This window comes from Mycobacterium sp. pV006, assembly GCF_041287115.1.
Taxonomy (GTDB): Bacteria; Actinomycetota; Actinomycetes; order Mycobacteriales; family Mycobacteriaceae; genus Mycobacterium.
Map to the genome: position 1 here is coordinate 17,228 of NZ_JBGGKT010000004.1, position 25,195 is coordinate 42,422.

The 25,195-nt window shown below is 65.6% G+C and carries 24 protein-coding genes and 1 riboswitch; of the genes, 14 read left to right on the forward strand and 10 right to left on the reverse strand.

Translation table 11 applies throughout. The annotated features are described in order from the left end of the window. Positions 1 to 148: 148 nt before the first annotated feature. On the forward strand, positions 149 to 676 hold the full coding sequence (locus tag ACAG25_RS07790) for a hypothetical protein (RefSeq protein ID WP_370487786.1): 528 nt from the start codon (positions 149 to 151) through the stop codon (positions 674 to 676). 426 nt (positions 677 to 1,102) lie between these two features. Beyond that, positions 1,103 to 4,186 carry a DUF3427 domain-containing protein gene (locus ACAG25_RS07795; protein ID WP_370488081.1) on the forward strand — a complete coding sequence of 1,028 codons (3,084 nt, stop codon included), beginning with the start codon at positions 1,103 to 1,105 and terminating at the stop codon, positions 4,184 to 4,186. 188 nt (positions 4,187 to 4,374) lie between these two features. On the opposite strand, the gene ACAG25_RS07800 is transcribed toward ACAG25_RS07795, so the two are convergent. Beyond that, the gene (locus tag ACAG25_RS07800) at positions 4,375 to 4,857 is read right to left on the reverse strand and encodes a hypothetical protein (protein ID WP_370487787.1); all 483 of its coding nucleotides are present in this window, start codon (positions 4,855 to 4,857) and stop codon (positions 4,375 to 4,377) included. 125 nt (positions 4,858 to 4,982) lie between these two features. Then, positions 4,983 to 6,431: an ADP-ribosylglycohydrolase family protein gene (locus ACAG25_RS07805; protein ID WP_370487788.1), complete on the reverse strand. Its 1,449-nt coding sequence runs from the start codon at positions 6,429 to 6,431 to the stop codon at positions 4,983 to 4,985. Positions 6,432 to 6,499: 68 nt separating this feature from the next. Between ACAG25_RS07805 and ACAG25_RS07810 the strand changes: the two genes are divergently transcribed. Then, positions 6,500 to 7,153 carry an NUDIX domain-containing protein gene (locus ACAG25_RS07810; protein WP_370487789.1) on the forward strand — a complete coding sequence of 218 codons (654 nt, stop codon included), beginning with the start codon at positions 6,500 to 6,502 and terminating at the stop codon, positions 7,151 to 7,153. Positions 7,154 to 7,157: 4 nt separating this feature from the next. On the opposite strand, the gene ACAG25_RS07815 is transcribed toward ACAG25_RS07810, so the two are convergent. Continuing rightward, positions 7,158 to 7,745: a hypothetical protein gene (locus ACAG25_RS07815; RefSeq protein WP_370487790.1), complete on the reverse strand. Its 588-nt coding sequence runs from the start codon at positions 7,743 to 7,745 to the stop codon at positions 7,158 to 7,160. 32 nt (positions 7,746 to 7,777) lie between these two features. Next, a riboswitch (SAM riboswitch) is annotated at positions 7,778 to 7,890 on the reverse strand. A gap of 155 nt (positions 7,891 to 8,045) precedes the next feature. Here ACAG25_RS07815 and ACAG25_RS07820 point away from each other — a divergent pair. From ACAG25_RS07820 to ACAG25_RS07835, 4 genes are read left to right on the forward strand one after another with little or no spacing between them, the layout of a single operon-like run. Then, positions 8,046 to 9,068, forward strand: a complete 1,023-nt coding sequence (locus tag ACAG25_RS07820) for a metallophosphoesterase (protein ID WP_370487791.1) — start codon at positions 8,046 to 8,048, stop codon at positions 9,066 to 9,068. Between the two features lie 35 nt (positions 9,069 to 9,103). After that, positions 9,104 to 10,528 carry an EspA/EspE family type VII secretion system effector gene (locus ACAG25_RS07825; protein WP_370487792.1) on the forward strand — a complete coding sequence of 475 codons (1,425 nt, stop codon included), beginning with the start codon at positions 9,104 to 9,106 and terminating at the stop codon, positions 10,526 to 10,528. Positions 10,529 to 10,540: 12 nt separating this feature from the next. Continuing rightward, on the forward strand, positions 10,541 to 10,861 hold the full coding sequence (locus ACAG25_RS07830; protein ID WP_370487793.1) for a hypothetical protein: 321 nt from the start codon (positions 10,541 to 10,543) through the stop codon (positions 10,859 to 10,861). Next, entirely contained in the window at positions 10,858 to 11,160 is a 303-nt protein-coding gene (locus tag ACAG25_RS07835; RefSeq protein WP_370487794.1) for a hypothetical protein, read from the forward strand. The genes ACAG25_RS07830 and ACAG25_RS07835 overlap by 4 nt, the downstream gene beginning before the upstream one ends. Positions 11,161 to 11,173: 13 nt before the next feature. Here ACAG25_RS07835 and ACAG25_RS07840 read toward each other — a convergent pair whose 3' ends face one another. From ACAG25_RS07840 to ACAG25_RS07860, 5 genes are all read right to left on the reverse strand, one after another. Then, on the reverse strand, positions 11,174 to 11,425 hold the full coding sequence (locus ACAG25_RS07840; protein WP_370487795.1) for a colicin immunity domain-containing protein: 252 nt from the start codon (positions 11,423 to 11,425) through the stop codon (positions 11,174 to 11,176). A gap of 84 nt (positions 11,426 to 11,509) precedes the next feature. Beyond that, positions 11,510 to 11,827, reverse strand: coding sequence for a hypothetical protein (locus tag ACAG25_RS07845; RefSeq protein ID WP_370488082.1), 318 nt, complete (start codon positions 11,825 to 11,827; stop codon positions 11,510 to 11,512). 50 nt (positions 11,828 to 11,877) lie between these two features. After that, entirely contained in the window at positions 11,878 to 12,255 is a 378-nt protein-coding gene (locus ACAG25_RS07850) for a hypothetical protein (RefSeq protein ID WP_370487796.1), read from the reverse strand. Beyond that, complete coding sequence (locus ACAG25_RS07855; protein ID WP_370487797.1) at positions 12,255 to 12,641, reverse strand: DUF6188 family protein; 387 nt, start codon at positions 12,639 to 12,641, stop codon at positions 12,255 to 12,257. The genes ACAG25_RS07850 and ACAG25_RS07855 overlap by 1 nt, the downstream gene beginning before the upstream one ends. After that, on the reverse strand, positions 12,632 to 12,892 hold the full coding sequence (locus ACAG25_RS07860; protein ID WP_370487798.1) for a hypothetical protein: 261 nt from the start codon (positions 12,890 to 12,892) through the stop codon (positions 12,632 to 12,634). The genes ACAG25_RS07855 and ACAG25_RS07860 overlap by 10 nt, the downstream gene beginning before the upstream one ends. A gap of 522 nt (positions 12,893 to 13,414) precedes the next feature. On the opposite strand from ACAG25_RS07860, the gene ACAG25_RS07865 reads away from it, so the two are divergent. Both ACAG25_RS07865 and ACAG25_RS07870 read left to right on the forward strand, forming a co-directional pair. Next, on the forward strand, positions 13,415 to 14,983 hold the full coding sequence (locus ACAG25_RS07865; protein ID WP_370487799.1) for a VanW family protein: 1,569 nt from the start codon (positions 13,415 to 13,417) through the stop codon (positions 14,981 to 14,983). A gap of 42 nt (positions 14,984 to 15,025) precedes the next feature. Continuing rightward, positions 15,026 to 16,111: a hypothetical protein gene (locus ACAG25_RS07870; RefSeq protein ID WP_370487800.1), complete on the forward strand. Its 1,086-nt coding sequence runs from the start codon at positions 15,026 to 15,028 to the stop codon at positions 16,109 to 16,111. A 36-nt stretch (positions 16,112 to 16,147) separates the two neighbouring features. On the opposite strand, the gene ACAG25_RS07875 is transcribed toward ACAG25_RS07870, so the two are convergent. Beyond that, the gene (locus tag ACAG25_RS07875; RefSeq protein WP_370487801.1) at positions 16,148 to 17,443 is read right to left on the reverse strand and encodes a plasmid pRiA4b ORF-3 family protein; all 1,296 of its coding nucleotides are present in this window, start codon (positions 17,441 to 17,443) and stop codon (positions 16,148 to 16,150) included. 102 nt (positions 17,444 to 17,545) lie between these two features. Beyond that, the gene (locus ACAG25_RS07880; RefSeq protein WP_370487802.1) at positions 17,546 to 18,469 is read right to left on the reverse strand and encodes a ribonuclease HI; all 924 of its coding nucleotides are present in this window, start codon (positions 18,467 to 18,469) and stop codon (positions 17,546 to 17,548) included. 173 nt (positions 18,470 to 18,642) lie between these two features. Here ACAG25_RS07880 and ACAG25_RS07885 point away from each other — a divergent pair, with 173 nt between their 5' ends. The 5 genes from ACAG25_RS07885 to ACAG25_RS07905 all read left to right on the forward strand — a co-directional run bounded on the left by ACAG25_RS07885 (position 18,643) and on the right by ACAG25_RS07905 (position 25,181). Further along, on the forward strand, positions 18,643 to 19,314 hold the full coding sequence (locus tag ACAG25_RS07885) for a response regulator (RefSeq protein ID WP_370487803.1): 672 nt from the start codon (positions 18,643 to 18,645) through the stop codon (positions 19,312 to 19,314). A 59-nt stretch (positions 19,315 to 19,373) separates the two neighbouring features. Next, a complete protein-coding gene (locus ACAG25_RS07890) occupies positions 19,374 to 19,748 on the forward strand; it encodes a response regulator transcription factor (protein WP_370487804.1) in 375 nt (124 codons plus the stop codon). Then, positions 19,730 to 21,022, forward strand: coding sequence for a sensor histidine kinase (locus ACAG25_RS07895; RefSeq protein ID WP_370487805.1), 1,293 nt, complete (start codon positions 19,730 to 19,732; stop codon positions 21,020 to 21,022). The genes ACAG25_RS07890 and ACAG25_RS07895 overlap by 19 nt, the downstream gene beginning before the upstream one ends. Positions 21,023 to 21,104: 82 nt before the next feature. Further along, a complete protein-coding gene (locus ACAG25_RS07900) occupies positions 21,105 to 22,580 on the forward strand; it encodes an adenylate/guanylate cyclase domain-containing protein (RefSeq protein ID WP_370487806.1) in 1,476 nt (491 codons plus the stop codon). A 444-nt stretch (positions 22,581 to 23,024) separates the two neighbouring features. Further along, a complete protein-coding gene (locus ACAG25_RS07905; RefSeq protein WP_370487807.1) occupies positions 23,025 to 25,181 on the forward strand; it encodes an EAL domain-containing protein in 2,157 nt (718 codons plus the stop codon). The last annotated feature ends 14 nt before the right edge of the window (positions 25,182 to 25,195 follow it).

Genomic DNA, 25,195 nt, shown 5'->3' on the forward strand with positions numbered 1-25,195 from the left:
GCTCGAACGCCTCGTGAGAAAAACCTGTCAACGCGTCGAGGCCGTACCGCCCACGACGCGGTTACTGAGGCACATGCCGAAGAGCTAACTTCGTGTGCTTGTTCGTGAAGCGGGGTACGCACGAACGTCAACAAACTTTCTTGAGAAGTTGAGCGAACGACTTCGAGAGGAGGGTGTTGACTTCAGCCCCGAACTGCTAGACCCGGCTAACACACCCGAAACGCTCATCCATTTCTTTGACGCTAAGCGTTCGATCAAGGGTTTGCAGCCCACCCGGCAGCTGTTCAAGATCGAAAGTCAGCTGTCCAGATTCTTGTGGCTCAACCACAATTTTCTCAATCAAGCGACGAAAAATCTTCGAATCATTGGGCACGAGGAACAGATCGCGCCGGGGTCGAAAATCGACCTGCTGGCTGTCGACACGAAGTCGCGAGAGTTGGTCGGTATCGAGCTGAAAGCGGAAGAGCCCGACCAGGGGATCGTGGCACAAGCCGCGAAGTACATGAGGGCACTGAAAACGCGGGCAGAATCGGAGGGCAGGGCAGCCAGACTGATAATCGTAACCGGGCAACCAGACGAGGAACTCGAGGACGCTGTCCAGATACAAGCCGAGAAGACGGGTGTGAGAACCGATTGGTTCCTGTATCGCGTCCGGTTCGAATTGAATAGGCCATAGCGCGGAGTCCCGCACGATTGCAGGTTTATCAAGTTTCCGTATCAACGCGTCAAGCATGGGTTGCAGAAGTATGAGACACCGCATTCGGCTCTTTCGGGCGGGTGCTGATTCGTATCGGTTCAGGACATGCTTGACCGTTCGTCATCGGGACATGGTTTACGAGCAGCCCGAGCTTGCCACGGTTTCGCGGTGGTCAATTCGGACCTGACTTAGGACATGGTCGGCGACGACGGTGACGAATAGGCTATCGCACGTCCGCGAAGTGGGAGCCACCGTGGCCACCCGTGCTCTCCTTGGTGGACTTGCACCTGCAGCTATCCTCTCGCAAGAGGCAGCGGACGTTCTTTTTGTTTGAGTTCCTTAGTAGCTCCTCGCCGATGCGCTCCTGATGGCGCCACCGCCTCCTAAGGTGAAGCTGTGACAGAAATGGCCCCGGGAATCTACGAGGTGCTCCTCACCGAGGCGCTGCGCACACAACTCGTTCCGCTCGAAAACTCAGCTCGCAATACGCGCCCACTACGTAAAGCCGAAGCGGCGGACCGGATCGCCCTGCATCTGAGTCGGCAGATCGAGCAATCCCTGGCCGCGGTCAGTGACGACAGCCGTGTGGAGGTCGGCATCGAAGTCGCGAGGGCCCTCATCGCACGGCTCGCCGAGACCATCACCGTCGACACAGCGGAGACGCCCATCGACCCGGGTGAAGTCCTGCACGCGATCCTCGAGCGGCGACCGGATGGAACGGCGCGACCCATCGCGGAACCGCTGATCCCACTGCTGGACACCACGCTGCTGACCAATGCCCCCGGTGAGCCGGGACTGCTGAATCAGCTTGATGCGGAGATCGACTCCGCTGACGCGATCGACGTGGTTATGGCCTTTATCCGCCGCAGCGGCATCAACCCGCTCCTTGGGTCACTGCGCCGGCACTGTGAGCGCGGTAGACCGTTTCGCGTCCTCACCACGACCTATACCGGCTCCACCGAACGCGCTGCCCTCGACCAACTCGTCGGCCTCGGCGCCGACGTTCAAATCTCCTACGACCTCAGCACCACTCGGTTGCACGCCAAGTCCTGGATTTTTCATCGCCGATCCGGTTTCTCCACGGCCTACGTCGGCTCATCGAACCTGACCCACTCCGCCCAGGTGACCGGCCTGGAATGGAACGTTCGTGCCTCGTCGGCCCGTAACCCTGACATCCTCTCCAAGTTTGAGGCAGTATTCGAAAGTTACTGGCAGAGCGTTGACTTCGTCCCCTACGATCCAACCCAGTTCGACGAAGCGCTGAAGCGCGCCGGGCGCACCGATACCGGCCCCACCGTCATCCTCAGCCCCATCGAGCTGCGTCCCGAACCATTCCAGGAACGCCTCCTCGAGCAGATCGAACTTTCACGCGAGCGCGGCCACCACCGCAACTTGCTCGTCGCGGCCACGGGCACCGGCAAGACCGTCATGGCCGCCGTTGACTATGCGCGGTTACGGGAAAGGCTGCCACGCGCACGCCTGTTGTTCGTCGCCCATCGGAACGAAATCCTCGATCAGAGCCTAGCCACGTTCCGTTATGCGCTGCGCGACGCCTCATTCGGCGAGAAGTGGATTGGCGGATCGCGCCCCCAACTTTTCGACCATGTCTTTGCCTCGGTGCAGAGCCTCAACGCTGCCGACCTCAAGGACCTGGCACCCGATCATTTCGACGTGGTAATCGTCGACGAGTTCCATCACGCGGCAGCGCCCTCGTACCGCAAACTCCTCGACCACCTCGAGCCCGTCGAGCTGCTCGGTCTTACCGCCACGCCCGAACGCAGCGACGACCTTTCGATCCTGCACTGGTTCGACGACCGCATTGCCGCAGAGCTGCGATTGTGGGATGCGATTGACCAGCAGCGCCTTTCGCCGTTCATGTACTTCGGCATCCACGACGGCCTGGACCTCACCGAGATTCCGTGGCGTCGCGGTCAAGGCTATGACCTCGACGCCCTGAGCAGTCTCTACACCAGCACCGACGCCTGGGCCCGCACCGTCCTCCAGGAGGTGGTCCGCCTCGCCGACGATCACAACGCCATGCGTGCTTTGGGTTTCTGCGTCAGCATCGACCACGCGAAATTCATGGCCAAGCACTTCAACAAGGCAGGGGTGCCCGCCATAGCGGTATGGGGTGATAGTCCGACGACAGAGCGCAAGGCGGCGCTGCAAAGCCTTGCCGCCGGCGATGTTCGCGTCGTCTTTTCGGTGGACCTCTTCAACGAAGGCGTCGATGTTCCCGCCGTGGACACCGTGCTCATGATGCGACCCACCGAGAGCCCCACGCTGTTTCTGCAGCAGCTCGGGCGCGGGTTGCGGCGTTCGACGGGCAAGGCCTTCTGCACGGTCTTGGACTTCGTCGGCACCCATCGCCGCGAGTTCCGCTTCGACCGGCGCTACCGCGCACTGCTCGGGGGCACCCGTCGCGACATCGAACGCGCAGTCCAGCAAGGATTCCCCTTCCTGCCGGCAGGGTGCTACATGCAGCTTGACGCCAAGGCCTCCGAGATCGTGCTCCGCAGTCTGAGGGAAGCGATTCCGACGCGATGGCCCGCCCGCGTCGAGGAACTTCGGGTGATTCACGCAGAGTATCCCGACGTCACCCTCTCGACGTATCTCGTCGAATCCGGCCTCGACCTGCCCGATGTCTATGACGGTTCGCGCGGATGGTCGGACTTGTGTGAGGCGGCCGGTGTACCGACGGAACGGGCGGGGGAGCATGAGAAGCCGCTGCGCAAGGCGCTCGGCCGGCTCCTGCATATCGACGACGACGAACGGATCGCTACCTACCGGGCACTCCTCGAATCGCCCACTCCGGTCGATGTTTCCGGACTCCCAGAGCGCCAACGGCGCCTGATCCGGATGCTCGTTGCAAGTCTGGGTGACCAGGTTCTGACGAGGGAGATGTCGCTACAGGACGCGGTCAACCTTCTTTGGGCCCATCCGCAGGTACGTGTTGAGCTATCCCAACTGCTGCGGGAACTCGATAATCGGATCGACCATCTGCACGGTGCACTCGATAATCACCCCGAGGTGCCGCTGCAGGTGCATGCCCGCTACTCCCGGCTCGAGATCCTGGCGGCCTTCGGTATCGGTGATGGCGCCAAGGTCGCTCCCTGGCAGACCGGCGTGTACGAGGCCAGAGACTCCATCGCTGAACTGTTGGCCTTCACCCTCGACAAGAGCAGCGGCGCGTTTTCGCCGACGACCCGCTACCGCGATTACGCCATCAGCCCCACGTTGATCCATTGGGAAAGCCAGTCGATCACGCGCGCCGACAGCGACACCGGTCTGCGCTACCGACAGCACGAACGCGACGGCCGGTCGATCATGCTGTTCTGCCGACTACGCGCCGATGACCGCGCCTTCTGGTTCCTCGGACCCGCCACCTACCGCGGCCACGTCGGCGAGAAACCCATGGCCATCACCTGGGAGCTGGATACGCCGCTCTCGGGTGATCTGTACCAGTCATTTGCCGCCGCAGTGGCGTAGGAGTCCCCGCTCGCTGTCTGGGATGGTAGTTCCGCTGTCCACGATCCCGCGCAGGCGTCGTTGCTCGAACTCGTTGGCTGCCAGCCGACTGCGTGCGTTGCTGCTCGAGGCGCTACGTCGCAAAGCCCTCGGGTTTCAGGAACCCCACCAACTAGCCCGCAATCCGCCCAAACACTCAGCCGAGAGAACTATTGGATGCCTACCTCGATCATCTTCTCAATTTCATCAAGCGATTTCGACATCACATGACTAAAAATCGTCGCATGCGGCTCCGAGAGACGAGCCCTGCCAGCCTCTGACTGTAGTTCGAATAGCCACTCGTTTTCGGTGGGCACGACCACATCGTCTGCACTGCGGCCCAACTTATACATCTCAGGACCAAATACGCTGGCGCCGAGTACATCACGCATGGTGGACCCCCACCGCCAAATCAGAAATTTTTTGGCGAGGTCGAATGTGGAGAGTTTCGCGGTGTCCTCATATCTCTGACCCCGGTCGTTCACGACGTCGATGGTCCACCAGTCGCCGTCATTTCTGAGATAAAAGGATTGGTCCTCCGAGGTGAATCCGATTGCGCTGCCGTCTTCGGTTGGGGAAACCGAGATGTTCGCCAGTCCGATTCTGCGCGACCATTTAGTCCAGTCATTTGATAGGCGTGAGAAATCTGCCACCCTATCCACCTATCTTCTTCTGGCGCGCCACGTGCCAGCGGGTCCCCTTAGCTTCGTCGACAAGTGCCCGCGAGTCTCCGACCCAGAAGCAATTGTCGCCGTTGTGCTCATTTCCACGCCGACGTCTATACCCGAGCACCTGGTGGAGCCAACCGCGCCAATGCCTCGCGGAAGACCCGATTCGGCCGAGCGCATGGAAGTACCCCCATGACCGCGCCCAGTGCTTCGTCCGCGCTTACTCCCCGTAGGCGCGCCCCGTACAACGCTGCGACCGATGGTGTCCGGCTTTGAGCCTCGACACAGTGCAGCAGCACCGTCTTCCCCTCGGAGCGGAAGCGCTCGACCGCCCGCACTGACTCAACCAACACGTAGTCGAGATGCGGGTTCGCATCAACGCCGTCGCGATCGATCAACCGAACCTCGGCGTGCGGGATCTCGTGGGGCACGACGTCGTCGCCCACGCGGCACAGCGAAACGACCGCGTCGACATCGTCGGGAAGTGCGCGCAGCGCACCGATCCCGCCCAGGAGCACCCCGTCGTCGTAGGGATGTCGGACGAGCGCATCGGTGCGGTAGCCGTGGTAGCTGGGGTCGAAGCGATCCGGCACACCCGCACGAGGAGTCGCGCCGGCCAGTTTCACCAATCCGCGTCCACTGATCCCGGGCCAGCCATGCAACATCGTGCGCCACTCCAGCGGAACCGCTGACGCACCATACGCCGCGCCGAGCAGACCGCCCGCAATCGCGGCGACGGTGTCAGTGTCGAAGCCGGCCCGCACCGCGGCATCCAGCGCCAGGCGCAGGTGGTCGGCGCGGAACACGCCGGCTGTGGGATCGTCGTCCGGGATAGGTGTGGTCGCGATCGCTGACCAGGCCGCCTGCAGAGCCGCCACCACCCAACCGTTCTTCGGGAAGTCTGCCGGCCGCGAACGCTCGGCCACGTCGATCCGCTCGGACCACAACACACGCCGCTCAGAATCCAGATTGCGGAACCCGACCCGAACGTCGAGCTCACCGGTCAGAACTGCATGACGAATCGCGCTGCACCACAACACGCATGCGTCGCCGGCATCCGGATCGAAGTGCGTCAACTGGCTGATGGACCGCGCGGCCTCCGCCATGGCGTCCTCGTCGTCGAGGTAGGCCAACGCAACGGGGGCGGTGCGCATCAACGACCCATTCCCCGCGGTGCGGCCGGACTGCTTGTGCAAGTCTTTCGACGCTGTTCGCGCGCGCCGCGCGGTAATTGTCCCACCGATCGCCGCAGCCCGAAGTACCGACCGCGTCTGAATACCGATGTCCTTGGTGTCGTGCGACCACTCCAACCAGCGTTCGACGATCGCGTCCTGCGCGGCTTCGTCTCGCAGATCGGCCCCCGTCGCTGCCACCTCCGCGATGGCGATCGCCATCGCGGTGTCATCGGTCCACTCACCGGGCTCCCACACCCCGCCACCGACCATCGCCACCTCGAGCTCCGGCGCGCGCGGCGGCTGGAACTCGTAGGGCGCCCCGAGCGCGTCCCCCGCTGCCGTCGCCAGCAGCACCCCTTCGATCCGATCTTCTTGTGCCGTCATCCCGCCTCCTCCCGAACAACAATAAGAGCAGAAATGCGCTAAATGTGTCAAGGTAGGCTGCTGGCACCATGGACGAGGCAGGATACCGGGACAGCAGGGGGCGGTCGCTCGGCGACTATCCGCGGCCGTCGGTCGCGGTGGACACCGCCGTGTTCACCCTCGACGAGGACGACGGACTCCTCGTCCTGCAGGTCCGCCGCGCGGCGGGTAGGGGATGGGCACTTCCCGGCACGTTCCTGCACGAGGGCGAGACTCTGGCCGACGCGGTCGACCGGTCGCTGCGCGTGAAAGCCAATGTCGGCGGCCTACATCCGCGGCAGCTCCACGTCTTCGATGACCCCACCCGTGACGACCGCGGCTGGGTCTTGTCGGTCGCCCATCTCGACGTCGTCCGCCCTGACCGACTGCAGTCCCGCTTCCCGGAGGTTACGCGTCTGGTACCGGTGCACTCGCCGGGCCGGCTCATCTACGACCACGCCGACATCATCGCCCGGGCCCTCGACCACCTCCGCGCCCAGTACGCCGACAAACCCGACCCGTACGGCCTTCTCGGCGACCACTTCACGATCCGCGAACTGCGCTACGCGCACGAACAAGTCGCCGGGCATCCTCTGCAACGGGACTGGTTCCGCCGCATCATGGAACCCCAGCTCGTCGCGACCGGCACCCTCGCCAGCAAGGGACGCGGGCGACCCGCCGAGGTGTTTCGGCGACCGGCCTGACCGGTCACTGACGACCGATCAGACGAGCGAACGCATCTAAGGACGCGTCTCGTCCCGGCGGGTGCACCTCCTGCCACACACGTAACGGAACATCCGCCAGCGGGTCGAAACTCGCAGCCAGTCTGCGATATTCGAGCTGCGGCCATTCGCGGAGATGCTCATCGCCGCGTGCGAACTCCTTGAGTCGATCGAGTTGCTGCGCCTGGACGTCCGGGCTGGCGTTCAGCCGGACGCTCACGCCGTTCATGATGCTGTGGCGGCCCAGCTTGAACGGCGCGAACCCCCATCTCCTGGCGGCCGCGGTGTGGACCGCCCGGCAGTCCTCGCAGGCGAGCCAGGACCACCGGGACGGTCCGCCCGCCGTCGCTCGGAAGCAGATGATGCACAGGTCGTGGTCGCGGGACACATCGGCCCACTCCCGATCCCACCTCACCGGGAAGTCCTCGCAGCCGCATGACTGCCACAGCATCGGGGTCACTGAGGTCGCCCGGCGCACCGGGCCACGGATCCCGCCGCACGGGATGTGCACCGACAGCTCGGTGATGCGTTGACGAAGTGCAGCATCCGTTGCGCTGTATGGGGTCTCGATCATTGTTCGCCGTTCTGGCGACACCACCCTCGGGTGTCCACCGCTTGCACGCCGATGCGTGCCCGCTCTTCTCCTGGGGCACCGTGCGGTGGTCGCGCGGTTGCCGGGACGGCGGGCCAGGTACCCGAACAGCCGTCCGCTCGTGAGCTGCTGCCAGCATAACCCGACGCGGCGACATGTCGGTGGGCGTTGCTATCTTGAAGATGTCTCCCGCGCGACGGGAATCACCCTCTTCGACTTCCGGCGGACGCCCCGCCGACCCAAAGCTTCGACGCGCCCAAAGGCGACAGAAAGGGGGACCCCATGTCCGCATATCTCGAGACTGCCGGCTACGACGTCATCGGTGACGTCCACGGCTGCGGTACCGAACTCATCGCCCTGCTCGATGCGCTCGGCTACACGCCGACCGGGCCCGGCGGTGCCTACCGGCACGCAACGCGCTCAGCGATCTTCGTCGGTGACCTGATCGACCGGGGGCCGCAGCAGCTGCAGGTGCTGCAGACGGTCAAGGCGATGGTCGACAGCGGTAGTGCGCGAATGGTGTTGGGGAACCACGAGTTCAACGCCATGGCGTACGCCGTCGAGTGGCCGGACAAGCCGGGGAAGTTCCTGCGACCGCATGATGACCCGACCGACGAGCGGGCCGCGAAGAACGAGAAGCAGCACGCAGCCTTCCTCGAGCAACTGACCGACGAGCAGCGCGCCTACTATCTGGCCTGGTTCATGACCCAGCCGTTGTGGCTCGACCTGGGGGACATCCGCGTCGTGCACGCCTGCTGGCACGAGGAGTCCATCACGCTGCTGCAACGCGAGCTCGGCGGTGACCGGATCGTCTCCACCGAGCATCTGGTGCGCGCCTCAACTCCCGACGACCCCGTCTACGTCGCAATCGAGACGCTGCTGAAGGGGCCGGAGATCAGCCTCGTCGACCACGGCCAGGATCCCTATCACGACAAGGACGGCCACCCTCGCGGCGCGGCGCGGGTGCGCTGGTGGAACGCCGAGGCCGCCACTCTGCGCGACCTGGCCGAGATGGGCGGCAAGTTCACCACCGCGGACGGCAACGCCTACCCACCGCTGCCTGAGACCGAGGTGTCCGGGACGCACCGTTCGCACGTGTACGTCGATACCGTCCCGGTGTTCTACGGCCACTACTGGCGCTCCGGTGAACCGAAGTATCTGCACGACTGGACCGACTACACCGCCTGCGTCGACTTCAGCGCGGTGAAGGGTGGCGCCTTGACTGCCTACCGCTGGTCGGGGGAGAAGCAGATCGATCCGGAGAACTACGTCAGCGCAGTCCGGCGTAGCCGCCCGAATTGGTGAAGAGTGGTCCCCGATTCCGACCATAAACTGGGTCGGTGAGTGCGCTCGACGGTTTCCTGGCGGCGTGGTCCGCGGCACGCGACGCTTTCGGGTCTGGCGACCCCGAATCTGGACAGCAGTTCGAACGGAGCAGCACGCAGCTGCGGGAGGTGCAGGTCGCGGTACTGGCGGCCCGCGCCGGCGATCAGTGGTCGGGGCCCGCCGCAGCGGCGTATGACCAGTCAAGCGATAGACACGCTCGCGCGATTGGTCGCTTCGCCGAACTCGACCGGCAAGTGGGCGCGTGTGTTACCCATGCAGCGCAATTGGTCGCGGAAGGGCGCCGCGCGCTCGACAACATCAAGTGGTGGACGCTGGCGGCCGCGGAGGCTGTGCCGACGGGACCCAGTCGGGAGCGGATGCTGGTGGCGATTGCCAGGACCGGCGTGGAATCGGTCAACGAGACCGTCGAGGAGTTCCGGACCCGGTTCGAGTTTGTCGGCGCCAGGGTGCGCGCACTCAGCGCTGAGTACGCCCACCTCGAGGAGGACGCGACGTGGCACCACATCCAAGCTGTCGACTTCGTGCAGTCGCCTCCCGGGACAACCGAGGACTTCGCTGATCGCCGAGCTAACGAAGCCGCCGCATTCCGGGAAGTCTTTGGCCGGGAACCGTCGTCGACCATCGACTGGCAGACAGCAGCCGTGCTCGATCCGCACAGTTATGACCCGGAGACCGATGATGTCGCAGCTGAGATTCGTGTGGTTCGAATCGAACCGGTGCCCGGTCAGGGGCTGGTCCGTGCGGGGCAATGGATAGAGCAGCGCGACGTGATCAGCGGCCCATGGAAGCGAGATTTCGGCAATGGACGCGTGTCCGACCGTCATTTCAATCCGGCTGACACCAAGGTGACCACCTACATCGATTACGAGAACGGTCTAGTGGTGATGCGACAGAATCCGTCTGTCGAACTCACTGCTGACGGTGGGCCGGGGCAGGTCAAAGTGAGTGTCCCCGATGCCGTGGTGCAGCAGAACGACGACGGCGCCGTCCGCATCCAGTACGAGGCAGCCAATCCGTTCGCTCCGGGTATCGCGAAAGACCCGCCCTGGCCGCTGGAGAACAACCCGTGGACTGTCAACGGTGACCTCGTCTTCACCCCGACCGATGACGGGGTCCGCGTGGACGGGACGCGCACCAACTATCCCTCCCTGGAGGTGTACCAGGACTTCGCCGACGGCTCCTCACGTACCGCCCTTATCGACCCCGCCGTCGCGGGGAACTCGACGGGACCTATGGTCAACCTTCCGCAGCACCACGACGTCGGTGTCGGAGGTGATGCGTTCGCTCCCTTTGATACTGGGAGATGGAACCCGGAGTACGACGTACGAACTCCGCTGCCGTGGACGGCCTTCGGTCCCACGACGAGTCCACCGAGTGTCCCGCCGACACCGCTCCCTTCGGGCGTCACGTACATTTGAAAGTCAGACATCATGACAATCATCGAGCGGCTGTGCGGCTTGGACTCTCGCGCCTGGTCCACCGCGACCTGGCTGGCACCCTTGATCACGCAACTGATCCTGGCGTTCGTCATCGTCATTGCCTGGTTGCTTGGCAGGTGGTTCCCTGGCACAGGTGCGGTGCCTCTGCTGCTCGTCGGCCTCGCCGCCACCTTCTCCGTCTGCGCCATTACCGCCTTCATCCTCGCTCAATCAGCGACGGCCCGCACGCAGGGAGCAGCGGTGAGCATCGTTGGGGCATTCGCGATTGTTGTGGTCGGTGTTGCCGTCTACGCAGTTTGGGTCCTGCGATGAATAACCCTGCGGCACCGACGCTCAAGCCCAGATACGGCGCCGTCACGTTCCTGGCCGCGCTCATCAACATCCTTGTCGTCGAGTTCGCCGTCTGGCTGACTCTGCCGTGGTTTCTGCTGACGATCTATGTCCTGCCACTGCTCGTGATCGATCTCGCCATAGCCGCCCTATTGAATTCGCGACCTGGCGCACCGGGACAAATCGGACGCGGCATGCTGATCGGCCTGATCGCCGCCCCGTTGACTCTTGTGGTGTTCGTTCCCGGCCTGTGGCTCGCGCAGGCCTTCGGTCTCATTTGATGGCAGCGTGTACTCAGCCAAAGCCCAAGTCGCTCAGCGTACTTCTGGTGCGTTGTGCGCATTCAAGTAGCCGCTCGTCGTCGATATCTTCGGGGTCGGTCCGAAGGCTCGGGTCAGCGACATACGCATCAGCATCCTCGAACAACTCCTGCAGGATGGGATACACGGGTTCGCCGAGTATTCGTCGTTCGGCCTTGAAGGCCTTGAGATAGCGCTCAGCGAAAGTCTCAGCGGATATCGCTTGCCCGATGAAGCGGTCGATCAAGTCGAGGTACACCGCGATGTCGGGTAGACGTTGATCTTCGGATCCAATCGGAGTGCTTCCCTGTCGATTCTCGTTGGACCGCAGTCACTTCTCGCCCTCATGCGGCACCACATCCACCCCGTCGCGTCGCGGCCATCTGGTTGGCGGATCGTCACTGACCCACGCGAATTCCAGGCCGGAGATTCGACCTTCGGTGACCCAGAGGAGGACTTCGCCCCGGTAGTCGGCACCAACCGATACAAAGGCGCGCGCGGGAAACGGGCCGTCGGGGAGAGTTGCAGCAGGGGTGCCGTGTGAGCGCTTCACGTCGAGAACCCAAGGCGTCGACGAAGAGACGAGCGCACCGTCGATATCTTCGAGTAGCGCATGTCCGTCGGGAACGTTGGACGCACCGACGATCATTCGCACCAGGTCAGCCTCGTCTGCGCGTATCAGTCGCCACTGCCGGGACGTCACCGTCCACCCTCCAGTTCAACGTACGGCGTCGACCCGTGGATGCGGACACGACCCCAATCACCCTCCACAACAATCGAATCGCCGGCGAAGTTCAGCACATCGATATTGCCGAGATCCTTGTCGCCTGCGGCGTCGCTGAGATGGTTCTCGGTTCTGTCGATCCATTCGACCCGATCGACGTCCGGAAAGACCAGACGAGCACCCGCATAGCAGTACTGCTCGCCCAGCCGTGGCGCCCGGTACGCCGGACTCTCAGGTGTCAGAACTGCGTCGAGAGAGAAGACAACCCGCCCGGGAGCCTCGGAGATCTCGAGAACATAGCTGTCTTCGAGGTAGACGCCGGCGAGACCGGGGAACTTCGCGTAGTCGATCATTACCTGGAACCTGCGCTCCAGATCGCCAATTCGCCTCCCGGCGTGCACACCACGAGCGCTCCATCCGGGCCCGACACGTTCCACGCCTCGTACGCCTCGTCGGGCGGCATCTCAATCCGCGTGCCGTCACGAAACCGAACGAGCAGCGATCCCGTACTGGCCACGGAGGCCTCGTCGATGGTCAACCCTGCCAGTCGCCGCAGCGGCAGGAAGGACTGCTCGGGATCTTCATCAGGTGACAATGTCGTAGTCCGGTCATGGCTGCTGAAGGTGAACGGTGACTCGATCAGGAGGACGTAGCCGTCCGACAGCTTGAACCTCACCGTGTACTCGACGAGCACCGACTCCACCTGCCGGCCGTTGATTCCCAGCTCCGTCACGGCCATTCGGCAACCTTGACCGCGTTCAGATGCGCGGGAAGCGCGCTCACCGTCTGGCCGCCCTCGGTGGGCTCCCAGTCATCATCCATGTTGGTGGCCAATTCGTCGCCGAGCGCATTGACGAGTTCGTCCGCGTCCGACCGCGACACCGTGCCCCCATGCCGTAGGTGCTCGTATAGACGAGGATTGCGCCGCGACAGTATGTCGAGGAGGAGGGGTAACTGGCTGTCGCCGAGAAACCCGAAGTTCGGATCCACGCGTTCCCCCTCTCCTCGGCGCCCCCAAGGGTGTCCTGGCCGCAGTAGGCCGAGCATATTTGTGGATCGGGCACCCGAGTGTCAGTAATCTGCCGTTGTTCATGGAGGCTGTGCTCTGAGCCACCAGTGTTGATGACCGGGCGCGGTCCCAGGGGTCACGAGCCGCTCCGCTAATTAGACGGCCGGCCAGACACTCGACTGAAATGCTACGGTGGGCGTATTCACGGTGGACTGGCAAACCGTGACGCGCGACACTGCCGACCAATCGATACGCTGGATCGCGGCGTGTTTGCTGACGCGCGAGAAAATTCTGGGCAATGAGCCCGTGATGTGCGAGGAACGAAGTCAATGCCGGTCGAAAGCCGCACCCCCGGGATGCCGGGCGGCAGGGCCCAACCGCGAGCCATCCCCGGAGCGCCACCCGCAAGACCTTCGCGTCGCGTAGGCCTATGGGTCCTCCTCGCGGCCCCGCTCGCACTTCTGGCGATCTACCTCGGTGATCTGATCCTCAGCTCGGACAGGGTGCCGCGAGGCGTCACGGCTGCCGGCGTCCCGATCGGCGGACTGACCCTGACCGATGCCGAGGCCCGGCTGCGCGCCGAGATCACCCCGCGCGCAACTCGGCCGATCCCCGTCGCCGCCGGACCCGAACGCAGGGAGATCGACCCGACGGCGGCGGGGCTCGCCGTCGACTGGCCTGCCACGGTGGCGCAGGCCGGCGCCCAGCCGCTGAACCCGGTCACCCGCATCGCGTCGCTGTTCACCGCCCGCGAGATCGGCGTGGTCTCCACCGCCGACGACGACGCCCTCACCGCAGCCCTCGAACAACTCGACGCAGCCGTCGCCCAGGAGCCCGTCGAGGGCGCCGTCCGCTTCGAGGGTGCCGAACCCGTCGCTGTCGATCCGGAGAACGGCCGCCGACTCGACGTCGACGCGTCCGCCAATCTGGTCAAACGCAACTGGGCCGACGGCGCGGTCATCGACCTTCCAGTCATCGAACTCCAGCCCAGCACAACCGCTTCCGACGTCCAGGCAGCCATCGACGACATCGCCGCACCGGCGGTCTCCGCGCCATTGGTGATCACCGGTGACGACACTGCGCGCGCCCGCATCGACGAGGACATCATCGCCGCCGCACTGAGTTTCGATGTCGAAGACGGCGACCTGGTGGCGAGCGTCGACGAGAACGTCATCGCCGAGGCGGCCCGGCCCCAGCTCGCCGAATCCGAGACGCCCCGCCGCGATGCGACCATCGACTTCGCGGCGTCCCCGCCTGCCAAGGTGCCGTCGCAGGACGGTCGCCGCATCGACTACGACGAAACCCTGACCGACCTGCTCGACGTACTCACGAGCTCTGACCGCGAGATCTCGGCGATCTACGTCGACGATCCGGCGACGTTCACCACCGCAGACATCGATGCGCTGGGTCCGGTCGAAGTGATTGGTGAATTCCAGACGTCCGGCTTCTCCAGTGACTCCGGCCGGAACATTCGGCGTGCCGCCCAGGCGATCGACGGCATCGTGGTGGCACCCGGCGAGGTTTTCAGCCTCAACGGCGCCACCAACCCGCGCAACGCCGCCAACGGCTATGTCGAAGCGGGCATCATTCTCAACGGCCGCCCCGACAGCGGGGTGGGCGGCGGCGTCTCCCAGGTGGCCACGACGTTGTTCAACGCCGCCTATTTCGCCGGTGTGGAGCTCGTCGAGCACCAGGAGCACAGCTACTACATCAGCCGATACCCGGCGGGCCGCGAGGCCACCGTGTTCGGCGACCAGATCGACGTCAAGTTCCGCAACGACGGCCCGACACCGGTGCAGGTCCAGACGACCTGGACGTCATCGACGATCTCCGTGCGGTTGGTCGGGATCAAGCGTTACGAGGTGACGTCGGCCCAGAGCCCGCGCTCGAAACCGACCAGCCCACGCACCATCACCATCCCCGCCGGGGAGTCATGCAGTGCCAGCGGTGGCGCACCGGGATTCACCATCACCGACACCCGCACCCTGCGCGACATCACCACCGGGGAGACGCGCACCGAGTCGCACACCGTGCGCTACGACCCGATTCCGAAAGTGGTGTGCGGCGGCTGACGCGCATCTGAAATGTCCCCGCTCGCGAGTAGCGTCCGCGCTATGACCCACGGGCGACAACGACGTAAGGCCAAGCAGGCGCGGCGAAACCAACGGCGAGCAAGGAAGCGCAGCGCCGGTGCCGGCGCCGTCGAACCGGTAGCTGAGGATGTGCAGAACCTCCTGGACCCTTGGAGCCTTCTGATGTTCGTCAGCGCGCAAGTCGAAGCCGTGAAGGATGATCCGCTGGCGAAATACCGTTCACACCAGCACGATCCGATGGATCTCGATTACTTCCTCGACAGATTCGTCGATGACCCCTCCCCGGGAGGGGCTGCGATAGTCGCCCTGTTCGGCGAACTGTTGGAGGGCGACTTGCAGCTGCGTTATCGCGACGCGCTCACCGCATACAACGGACCGCTGCCGCGGTGGATCGCCGCGTTACCCGACGTCGAGGTGTATCGAGCTGTACGCATTCCGCATGTACTCGGGGACTCCGATCAACTCCTGATCGGCGTCCGGTCGCACGACGGGCACGAGGCGACGTGTGCCGTGCTGATCGACCACCTCGACGACTCCGAGATCACTGATGGTGCAGTCTTTGTCGGTTCACTCGACGAGGCCGTGGACACCCTGTCCGGTCCCGATGTCACTGTCGTCGAGATGAGTCTCGCGGAGACGCGCGCGTGGGTGGAACCCAGGTTGCGGCAGAATTTCATCATTCGGGATACCGCGTCGTGGCCAGGTTGTCGGCCGCTGATGCAGTGGCTGATTCGTCGGCTGCCCAGCGGCGGTGACAGCTCTGCGCCCGCCGCCTGGGGTGACGAGAGGACCGAAGAGCTGCTCGAAGAGTTCTTCGCGACCAAGGCCGGCGCAGCCTTCGGTGATCGCGACCACCGCTGCCTACTGCGGGAACTCATGGAATCGGGAACCGGAGATCCCACGCGGTGGAGTGCGGCGCGCGTTGAACGGATCCTCGACTCACGGCTGGAGGAGGGCGACTACCCGCTGATAGTCCTTCTCAATGTGCCCGACCTGTTACGGGCATTCATCTCGTTCGCCCACGCGCGGAGCGGCATCCGCGAGGAATTGACCGCACAGACACTGAGCGCGCTCGACTGGCGAGACGGCCTTGGTAAATTCGCCTGACTGGTGCCGGTTCTTCACATGGTTCTCTGTTCGTCTTCAACCGCGCAGCGCCGCACGCGCCAGCGCGGCTGCGACCGGGCTGACCACGTCGCGTCGGCGCCACGTGACCGGCTGGTCGGTGACATTGACCAGAATGGTGAACAGCGGGAGGTGACGCAGTTCTGCTGCGGCGACGGACCGGCCATCCGGATGGCGCCAGCCGAGTTCGTACAGCAGTCCCGTCACCTTGTCCCACGGTAGGTTCGCGTTCGGGTTCGCCGCTGCGTAAGCCAGCGTCAGCAGGATCGCCTGCACGTTGAAGTCGTCACCGGACTGGGGAACGAGCCGACTGGCCAGGTGCCGCCACAGCACAGTGATGTCGCGCCGGGCGGCCTGACCGGCTTTGGTGAGCAGCAGGGTGCCCTTGGACTTGCGGAGGAGCCCGAGGCTCTGCAGCTGCTGGCGGAACTCCAGAAGCGGCAGGCTGCTTGCCTCCCGGTTGTTCTTGCCATAGCTGAGCCAATCACGCATCGTGGGGACGACTTTGGCTGCCTCCTCCACATCGGCGGGCTTGAGGTAGCCGGCCGACGTCAGCGCGATGCCACCGTCGGCTGCCCGGTCGAGATACCACTGGAACGCGCGCAGATTGGACGCCATGGTTGCGGTATCCGGCGGTTCAGATTCCGAGGCGAGTGACAGCGCCGTCTGGGACAGCTCGTCGCCGAGCGGACTGTAGGTGAGCCGATACACCAGGTCGATCAGACGGGCATCGATACCTGCTTCCCACAGAACGAAGTACGGGCCGCGCAGCGCGGTGTTGATCCGTTCGAGTTCGAACAATGCAGGGTTCGGCAGGACCTCGGCGAGGCTCTCCGCGTCGACCCGGTGGCCGCAGTCTTCCGGGGGCGCGGCGCGTTCTCCGTCGACGACGACCGCAGATCGGCCACCGCCGTCGGCCGGCAGCACCTCCTCCAGGCGCAGCGTCAGCTTCCAGTTGTCGCCGTAGTCGTAGACGTAATGCAGGACGTCCCCCGGCTCGGTCAGGGTTTCGTCCAGCCGCGTCACTTCGGCGGCCACACCTTCTTCCTCTTCGAGGTCGAAAGAGCATAGAAACGACTGACTCCCGGCATCAAAAGGGCTGCCGCCCAACGAGAAACAGTGCAGATGCGAGTCGGTCCAGTCGAACGCGGCCTGCAATGCCTGATGAACGACGTCGAGCGTCAGATCAGAACGTAGATCGATCAGCCGCCAGATCGCGGGTTGCGCATCATCGAGGTCGACCCGAATGCGATACACCACGGGCTCGGTGCGTTGCGGGTGGCGGAGGTCGGGGCGCGGTTCCAAGTCGGTCACCAGCCGCAGGTGTCCCCGAGTCTTCACACGTGCCCCCCGCTCGTCATTTCGGTCGAGGTTTCATCGTTACCAGGTGGGGCACCGCTTGGCCAGCGGTCCCGCTTACGCCGTTCGTGCCTGTTCAAATTCCCGCGAGAACGTCCGCGCCAGGTCCTCTGCCCGATGGTGGTACTCGGCGCCAGTGAGGCCGCTGTCGCCCACCGCATAGCGCGACGCGAGGCGGGCCAGCGCATCGGCGCCCTCATTCAACGGCTCACCGCGATGACCCTTGACCCAGACGGCTTTGATGCGATCCCGTTCTTCGTGGATCATCCGTTGTGCACGAACGAGTCCCGGAGTCTTACCGCTCTCGCGGTAGACCGCGTAGCCGTCGGGCAGCACGTCCTCACCGGCCATCCAGCGCTGCACCATCGCCACCGCGAGCCGGCTGTCGCTGAGCACCGTGATGTCGCGGCCCCGCAGCTTCTGCACCGCCATCCCGATCGCGCGCAGCTCGGCGACCAGCACAACCTGCGGGCCGATCAGCTTCGTCGAATGCCGAAAGCCCTGCAGCCCATACTCACCGGTCGATGCCAGCCATCCGTAGCCGGTGATCTTGCCGCGCACCGAGCCGTCCGTGGCCACCCACACCGGGCCCGTCGGCGCCGGCGTCGCCTCCCGCAGACCCGCGAACGCCTGACGCACCAGCTGCTCATCGGACAATCTCGGCCGCTCGATCCACACACCCGGCATGAGCAGGGCAACCTCGTCACGCAGCGCCCACAGCATGCTGCGCGGCGGCATCTTCACCAGGAACCGGATCCGCTCCACGTCGGCCTCGTCGCGGATACGACGAATGACATCGAGGGCCGCGGTGTCGGCGCAATCGGCCTCCACTGATCCCGTCCAGCGGTTCTGGTCGGATTGCGCCGAATACCGGAACAGCGATCCGCGCTGGGCCAGCGCGATCGCGATCGACAGCATCGGACGCGGCCGCGCCGGAACAATATCGACGGGCCGCTTCACGGCCGCGGGCTTCGGTGCCATTCCGTCTCCTCCCCAGGTGGATAGCGATGACGGCACTGTATGGCGAGGGTCTGACATCTCCGGCTGCGCGCGAGGCGTCCCGGCAGCGAATACCGCACCAAACCCACCTTTACCTCCCAAAACCCTTCCGTGAGCGGATAATCGACCGGTACGCGAGAGGGGGTGCCGTCCGGATGGCCGAGCAGATCTCGATCGTCGTCGCCGAGGATTGCCTGCTGGTGCGCGACAGCGTTGCTCGCGCACTGTCGACCGCGCCGGACACCACCGTCGTCGGGGTCGCCGAGGACTACGACTCCGCCGCTGAGCTCGTCGCCGCCCACCGGCCGACCATGCTGGTCACCGATGTGCGGATGCCCCCGACGTCCACCGACGAGGGCATCCGGCTGGCCAACTGGCTGCGCACCGCGCACCCGGAGGTGGGCGTGATCGTGCTCTCGCAGTACGTTGACCAGTCCTACGCTTCGGCGTTGCTGGAGGGCGGATCGGCCGGCCGCGGATACTTGCTCAAGGAACGGGTCGCGCACTTCGACGAGCTCGGCGACGCCGTCCGCCAGGTCGCCGCGGGCGGCACCGTGCTCGATCCGCTCGTCGTCGAGGCCCTGCTGGCCCAGCCTCGGCAAGCCGCGGCGCTGAGCCGCCTGACACCCCGCGAACGCGAGGTACTCAGCGAGCTGGCCACCGGCTTCAGCAACCGCACCGTCGCCCAGCGCCTGGTGCTGACGCAGCGCGCGGTGGAGAAGCACATCAACTCGATCTTCGCCAAGCTCGACCTCACCGTCGACGACTCCGTAGACCGGCGGGTCAAAGCCGTGCTGATGTTCCTCGACGGCGGCGGGCCCTCGTGACCGCAAACAGTGGTGTGTACACCCTCGTGCGCCCACCCCGAACCGACCACGCTGTGACGGTGGCGAGCAAGCAGGTCCGGGTATGGGTCGTCGACGACCAGGCCAGCTTCCGGATGGCCAGCGCCGCGACCCTGGACGCCACCGCCGGATTCGTCCTCGCCGGGCAGAGCGCCAGCGGAGAAGCCGCACTGCACAGTCTCGACCAGGCCGACGTCGACCTCGTCCTCATGGACATCCACATGCCCGGCATCGGCGGCATCGAAGCCGCACGCCGCATCCACGCCCGCCACCCGCACCTCGTCATCGTGCTGATGTCCACCTACGACGCCGACGAACTGCCCGGCGACGCCACCGCCTGTGGTGCCGCCACCTACATCCACAAGCAACGCCTGTGCCCGGAAGTGCTGAGCCGCATATGGGCAGTGGCAAGCTGAAACTGCTGGCCCCACCCGGATCCGTCCCCGACTGGCGGATCCCGAAAGTTCTTCTCACATCGGCCTTCCGCTCGTCGGCGTGGTTCGGCCACAACCTGATCCACCGCTTCCGCTCCGAACGCTTCGAGGTCTTCCTCTCCGGACACTTCGGTCTGTGGCTCGCTGCCGGCATCGTGTTGCCGCTCTGGGAGTACCTCTTCGTCTTCCGGTCACCCTGGATGCTCGGTTTCGTCGCGGTCGCCGGCGTGCAATGCGTCGTCCTGGCCATCGCGCTGAACCTGGCCCGTCACAACATGTTCGAACAGTCGGTCACGCTCGTGTGCATCGGCAACTGGGTCGCGGTGCTCGGCGTCACCTTCGTGTCCCCACCGCTGCTTCCGGTGATGGCCTTGCTGGCGCTGGTGCCCGTCGTGTTCGCTGAGCCCTACATCAGCCTGCGGCGCGGCCTGATCTTCACCGTGGTCACCGCCGTCTGCGTGCTTGCCGCAGCGGCCATCGCAGAATTCACCCCGTTCACCGCCCACGTCGAACAGGCACCGCCGTGGATGGCGACCGCTTTCGTCCTGATCGCGTTACCGCTCAACGCGCTGCACCTGATGGTCATCGTGTGGAACAACGCCGCAGCGCTGCGTATCTCCGAAGCCCAACTCGCCGACCACGCCGCCGAACTCGCCGCCTCCCGCACCCGCCTGATCACCGCCGCCGACGAAGAACGGCGACGGCTCGAACGCGACCTGCACGACGGCGCCCAACAACACCTCGTCGCGCTGTCGGTGCTGATCGGCCTGGCCCGCAACACCGACGGCGACAAACGCGCCGAACTCCTCGCCGAGGCCTCGACACTGGTCGACAGCGCCATCACCGAAATCCGCAACCTCGCCCACGGCATCTACCCGCCACTGCTGGTCAGCGGAGGCCTGGCCCAGGCACTCCCCGCGCTGGCTGCCCGCTCGGTAGTGCCGGTGCACCTCGACCTGGACGCTGTCGGCCGCTTCCCGCCGACAACCGAAGCGGCGCTGTATTACTGCTGCAGCGAAGCCCTCCAGAACGCGACCAAACACGGCGGTCCCGACACCACCGTGCACATCATCGCGCGCCTCGACAGCGGCACGCTGACTCTCACGATCGCCGACACCGGCCGCGGCTTCCGGCCGGGAACGGTCGGCGCCGGGCTGACCAACATGACCGACCGTCTGTCGGCGGTCGGCGGGCATCTCGTCGTCGACAGCGCACCGGGACGGGGCACCCGCGTCACCGCCACCGTTCCGACCTGACACTGCAGTGGTGCGTACACCACCGCACATCGGGTGGCCCACACGGTCGCCGCCGAACATCCTCTGCGACACGATGAATGCCATGTCCGCCACCGCTACCTCCGCCCACGTCCCCACCGGGACGGTGACCCTGCTTCTGGCCGACATCGAAGGCTCCACCCGGCTCTGGGACACCCAACCAGACGCCATCGCGCTCGCGCTGACCGATCTGGACCGCGTGGTGGCCGAACTCGTCGACCGCCACCATGGGCTCTGCCCCGTCCAGCAGGGCGAGGGCGACAGCTTCGTCGTCGCGTTCACCCGCGTCGCCGACGCCGTGGCCTGCGCCCTGGATCTGCAGCGAATCAACCTGTGGCCCATCCGGTTACGTATCGGCATTCACTCCGGTGATGCCTGTCTGCGGGACCCGGACAACTATGTGGGCCCGCTGATCAACCGCACCGCGCGGGTGCGCGACCTCGGCCACGGCGGGCAGACCCTGCTGTCCTCGGCGACCGCGCTGCTCGTCGCCGACGCGCTACCCCCGCAGAGCTGGCTGCAAGACGCCGGCACCTACCGTCTTCGCGGACTGGCCCGGCCCGAACACGTCGCTCAGCTGTGCCATCCGGACCTGATCAACGAGTTCCCGCCCCTGCGCGCCCAACCCGAGAGCCGGTTCCACCAGCGACCCGCCTACCGCACCGAGTTCATCGGGCGCGCCGAAGAACTCGACCACCTGAGCCGGCTGCTCGATCACCGCCGCGTGATCACCCTGTGCGGACCGGGCGGCGCCGGCAAGACCCGACTGGCCGTGGCCACCGCTGACCGCGTCCACTCCCGGTTCGACGACGGTGCCCGGTTCCTGGATCTGGCCCCGCTGACCGACCCGGCGCAGCTACCGGATGCGGTCGCGCTGTCCCAGCAGTTGAGCGACCGCCGCGCACTGCTGGTCGTCGACAACTGCGAACACCTGCTCGACGCTGCCGCCCACCTGATCGACGCGGTGCTCGCCGCCTGCCCGAACGTCACCGTGCTGGCCACCAGCCGCGAACCGCTCGCGGTCGCCGGCGAGCAGATCTACCGCGTGCCGCCGTTGTCACCGCACGACGCGAGCGCCCTGTTCGCCGAATGTGCCGCGCGCGCGAACGCAACCTTCACCGCGCAGGACGGCGCGGCGGTGAACGAGATCTGCCGACGGCTCGACGGTCTGCCGCTGGCCATCGAGATCACCGCCGCGCGCACGCAGACCCAGTCACTGGCCGACATCCGCGACAGCCTGCACGCGCGTCTGCACCTGCCCAACCCGGGGCGACGGACGGTCGCGCCACGGCACCGGACCCTGCGGGCCTGCATGGACTGGTCCTATCTGCTGCTCGACGACACGGAGAAAGCTCTGCTAGCCAGACTGGCCAGACTGGCCCGACACGCCGAATTCGATCTCGGAGCTTCGGCGACCGACGACGATGTTGCCGCGCTGGTCGACAAATCTCTGGTGATCTGCGAGCACCGAAGCGGCCGGCCGCGGTACCGGCTCAGCGAAACCGTGCGCCAATACGCGTTGGAGAGCGCGGGGGTGTGAGAACGCGCCGACGGGCGCGTGCCGATTGCCGGGCGAGCGCGACGCACTGCAGCGACGTGCGCGGGGAGGTCGTGTTCGCCCGGCCGGTTCAGAGCCCATTTCACCGCTGCACGCAGCGGAAACGGGTGCGTTCGGCCTCGGCGGAGCGGCCTTGCGATGCCCCCTGCGGACAGGGCCCTGTGGAACTCGCAGTTTCTGCCATGTGTTCGCCGGAGCCACCCGTATCGCTACCCCGTGAAGCGATTTTTGCCGCCCAGGACGAGTTATGTTTGCCTCCATACGCTGCGGGTGTAGAAGTCGGGACCCGCCCCAAGTGCTTACTCCACAAACAAAGGTGTTCTCGATATGCCGGTTTAGCTGGGGGATCTGCGCACAACGGTGCGGCCGTACCGAAATTCAGGGAATCCCGATGTCGGCTATTTGTCGCGCTTATCATTTTTTGCCATGCCGTCCGATCTGGTGCTCGCGCACCGAATCGCCGACCAGCCGGAGTTCCCCGTGGACCTGGCTCGCACCCTGCTGGGTGTATTACGGCAGCGCCTGGGGCTGGAGACCGCGTGGCTGTCGTCGTTCCGCGACGGCATGCAGATCATCGAGGTCCTCGACGGCGACGGCGAGGCCTTCGGCCTCGCCTCCGGCCAACGTTCCCAGCTCTCGGAGTCCTACTGCGTGCGGGTGATCGACGGCCGACTGCCGGCCGTCATCCCCAATATCTCGGCCAACCAGATCGCCACCGCGCTGCCGATCACCGAGGAGTCGGGCATCGGCGCCTACGTCGGCGTCCCGGTCCGGGGCCGGAACGGCGCGATGTTCGGCATGGTTTGCGTGGTCAGCCAGGACCCGAAGCCGAACATGAACGACGACGACCTGCGCATCGTCGAACAGGTCGCCGACCTGATCGGCACGCTGATCGACTCCCCGCTCTCCGGCACCGACCCGACTCTGGCCCAACGCAAGGCGATTCGGCGCGTCGTCGCCGAACGCAACTTCGAGGTGGTCTTCCAAGGAATCCACGAGGTCGCCACCGGCAAGGTGGTCGGCGTCGAGGCGCTGTCGCGGTTCCCGTGTGAGCCGTTCCGCCCCGACGCGTTCTTCGAACAGGCCGCGCTGCTCGGACTGGACATCGAACTGGAAACCGCGATCGTGCGGCGGGTGCTGTCGCTGATCCCGTTCCTGCCCGAGGACGTCTTCGTCACGATGAACATCTCCCCGGCCGCGGCGCTGGAGGTGCCGTGGGAGGAGATGTTCGCCGACATCGACCCGTCGCGCATCGTGCTGGAGATCACCGAGCACGACGCCGTTCCCGACTACGCCGCGCTCGACGAGGTGCTCGAGCCCTGCCGGACCCGGGGCATGCGGCTGGCCATCGACGACGTCGGCGCCGGTTTCGCCTCGTTCTCCCACGTCCTGGAACTGGGTCCGGACTTCGTCAAGATCGACCAGTCCATCACCCGGCACATCGACGCCGACGACGCCCGCCGCCGCCTCGCGCAGGCCATCGCGGAATTCGCCGGCCAGATCGGCGCCACCGTGATCGCCGAAGGCATCGAGAGTCAGGGCGAACTCGACACCGTCGCCGCCGTCGGGATCGCCATCGCACAGGGCTACCACCTGGGCCGCCCGCGGCCCTACGGCCACGGCTTCCCGGTCGCACCGGTCGCCCGGTCGACCGAGGAAGCGCCGCCGGCCGTCGACCTGCTCGGCGAACGCCCCTTCGAGCTGGCGCTGGCGCACTCGCCCATCGGCATGGCCGTGGTCGGGCTGGACGGCCGGTTCCTGCGCACCAACCGCGCCCTGCGCGCGATGCTCGGCTACAACCAGCGCGTGCTGTCGGGCATGACGTTCCAGGAGATCACCCACCCCGACGACCTCGACGCCGACCTGAACCTGGTCGCCGAATGCCTGGAGGGGCGGCGTCGCTCGTACCGGATGGACAAGCGCTACGTCGCCTCCGACGGGCGCGTGGTCTGGTGCGCCCTGACCGTGGTCCTCGTCCACGCCCCGCGGGAGCGGCCGCTGTGCTTCGTCGCGCAGATCGTCGACGTCACCACCGAACGGATCCGGGAAGCCGAACTGGCCCGCCAGGCCGCCACCGATCCGCTCACCGGGCTGGCCAACCGATCGGCCGGCTGGAGCCGTCTCGAACAACTCGACGCCGACAACGCCGGCTACGGCGTGTTGTTCTGCGACATCGAACGATTCAAGTCGATCAACGACCGGTCCGGACACCACGCCGGTGACCAACTTCTCGTCGAGGTCGCCTCCCGGTTGCGCTCCGCGGTCGACGACGATGACCTCGTCGTGCGGTGGGGAGGCGACGAATTCCTGGTGATCACCGACACCGTCGACGACGACGACCTGGCGCAGCTGGCCGAGCGGATCGTCGGCCGGTTCGACCACTCGCCGGTGACGCTGCCGGACGAGACGACGATCTCCGTCACACTGACCATCGGATGTGGCGCCCATCGACCCGGCGACGGACGCGGCATCGACGCCGTCCTCGACCACGCTGACCAGTCGATGTACGAGCAACGACGCAAACACGGCAGCGCCGCCTGGGATTCCGACCCCGAGACCGACGTGCCCACGACCCGGCAGTAGACGTTCCGCGCCGA

What these genes read in the sequence shown, in the direction of transcription:
- ACAG25_RS07870 (WP_370487800.1), top strand. Translation starts at nt 15,026, where the DNA reads ATGACCCACGGGCGACAACGACGTAAGGCCAAGCAGGCGCGGCGAAAC.
- ACAG25_RS07905 (WP_370487807.1), top strand. Translation starts at nt 23,025, where the DNA reads ATGCCGTCCGATCTGGTGCTCGCGCACCGAATCGCCGACCAGCCGGAG.
- ACAG25_RS07850 (WP_370487796.1), bottom strand. Translation starts at nt 12,255, where the DNA reads ATGATCGACTACGCGAAGTTCCCCGGTCTCGCCGGCGTCTACCTCGAA.
- ACAG25_RS07795 (WP_370488081.1), top strand. Translation starts at nt 1,103, where the DNA reads ATGGCCCCGGGAATCTACGAGGTGCTCCTCACCGAGGCGCTGCGCACA.
- ACAG25_RS07885 (WP_370487803.1), top strand. Translation starts at nt 18,643, where the DNA reads ATGGCCGAGCAGATCTCGATCGTCGTCGCCGAGGATTGCCTGCTGGTG.
- ACAG25_RS07815 (WP_370487790.1), bottom strand. Translation starts at nt 7,745, where the DNA reads ATGATCGAGACCCCATACAGCGCAACGGATGCTGCACTTCGTCAACGC.
- ACAG25_RS07895 (WP_370487805.1), top strand. Translation starts at nt 19,730, where the DNA reads ATGGGCAGTGGCAAGCTGAAACTGCTGGCCCCACCCGGATCCGTCCCC.
- ACAG25_RS07830 (WP_370487793.1), top strand. Translation starts at nt 10,541, where the DNA reads ATGACAATCATCGAGCGGCTGTGCGGCTTGGACTCTCGCGCCTGGTCC.
- ACAG25_RS07900 (WP_370487806.1), top strand. Translation starts at nt 21,105, where the DNA reads ATGTCCGCCACCGCTACCTCCGCCCACGTCCCCACCGGGACGGTGACC.
- ACAG25_RS07880 (WP_370487802.1), bottom strand. Translation starts at nt 18,469, where the DNA reads ATGGCACCGAAGCCCGCGGCCGTGAAGCGGCCCGTCGATATTGTTCCG.
- ACAG25_RS07845 (WP_370488082.1), bottom strand. Translation starts at nt 11,827, where the DNA reads ATGATCGTCGGTGCGTCCAACGTTCCCGACGGACATGCGCTACTCGAA.
- ACAG25_RS07855 (WP_370487797.1), bottom strand. Translation starts at nt 12,641, where the DNA reads ATGGCCGTGACGGAGCTGGGAATCAACGGCCGGCAGGTGGAGTCGGTG.
- ACAG25_RS07805 (WP_370487788.1), bottom strand. Translation starts at nt 6,431, where the DNA reads ATGACGGCACAAGAAGATCGGATCGAAGGGGTGCTGCTGGCGACGGCA.
- ACAG25_RS07810 (WP_370487789.1), top strand. Translation starts at nt 6,500, where the DNA reads ATGGACGAGGCAGGATACCGGGACAGCAGGGGGCGGTCGCTCGGCGAC.
- ACAG25_RS07835 (WP_370487794.1), top strand. Translation starts at nt 10,858, where the DNA reads ATGAATAACCCTGCGGCACCGACGCTCAAGCCCAGATACGGCGCCGTC.
- ACAG25_RS07820 (WP_370487791.1), top strand. Translation starts at nt 8,046, where the DNA reads ATGTCCGCATATCTCGAGACTGCCGGCTACGACGTCATCGGTGACGTC.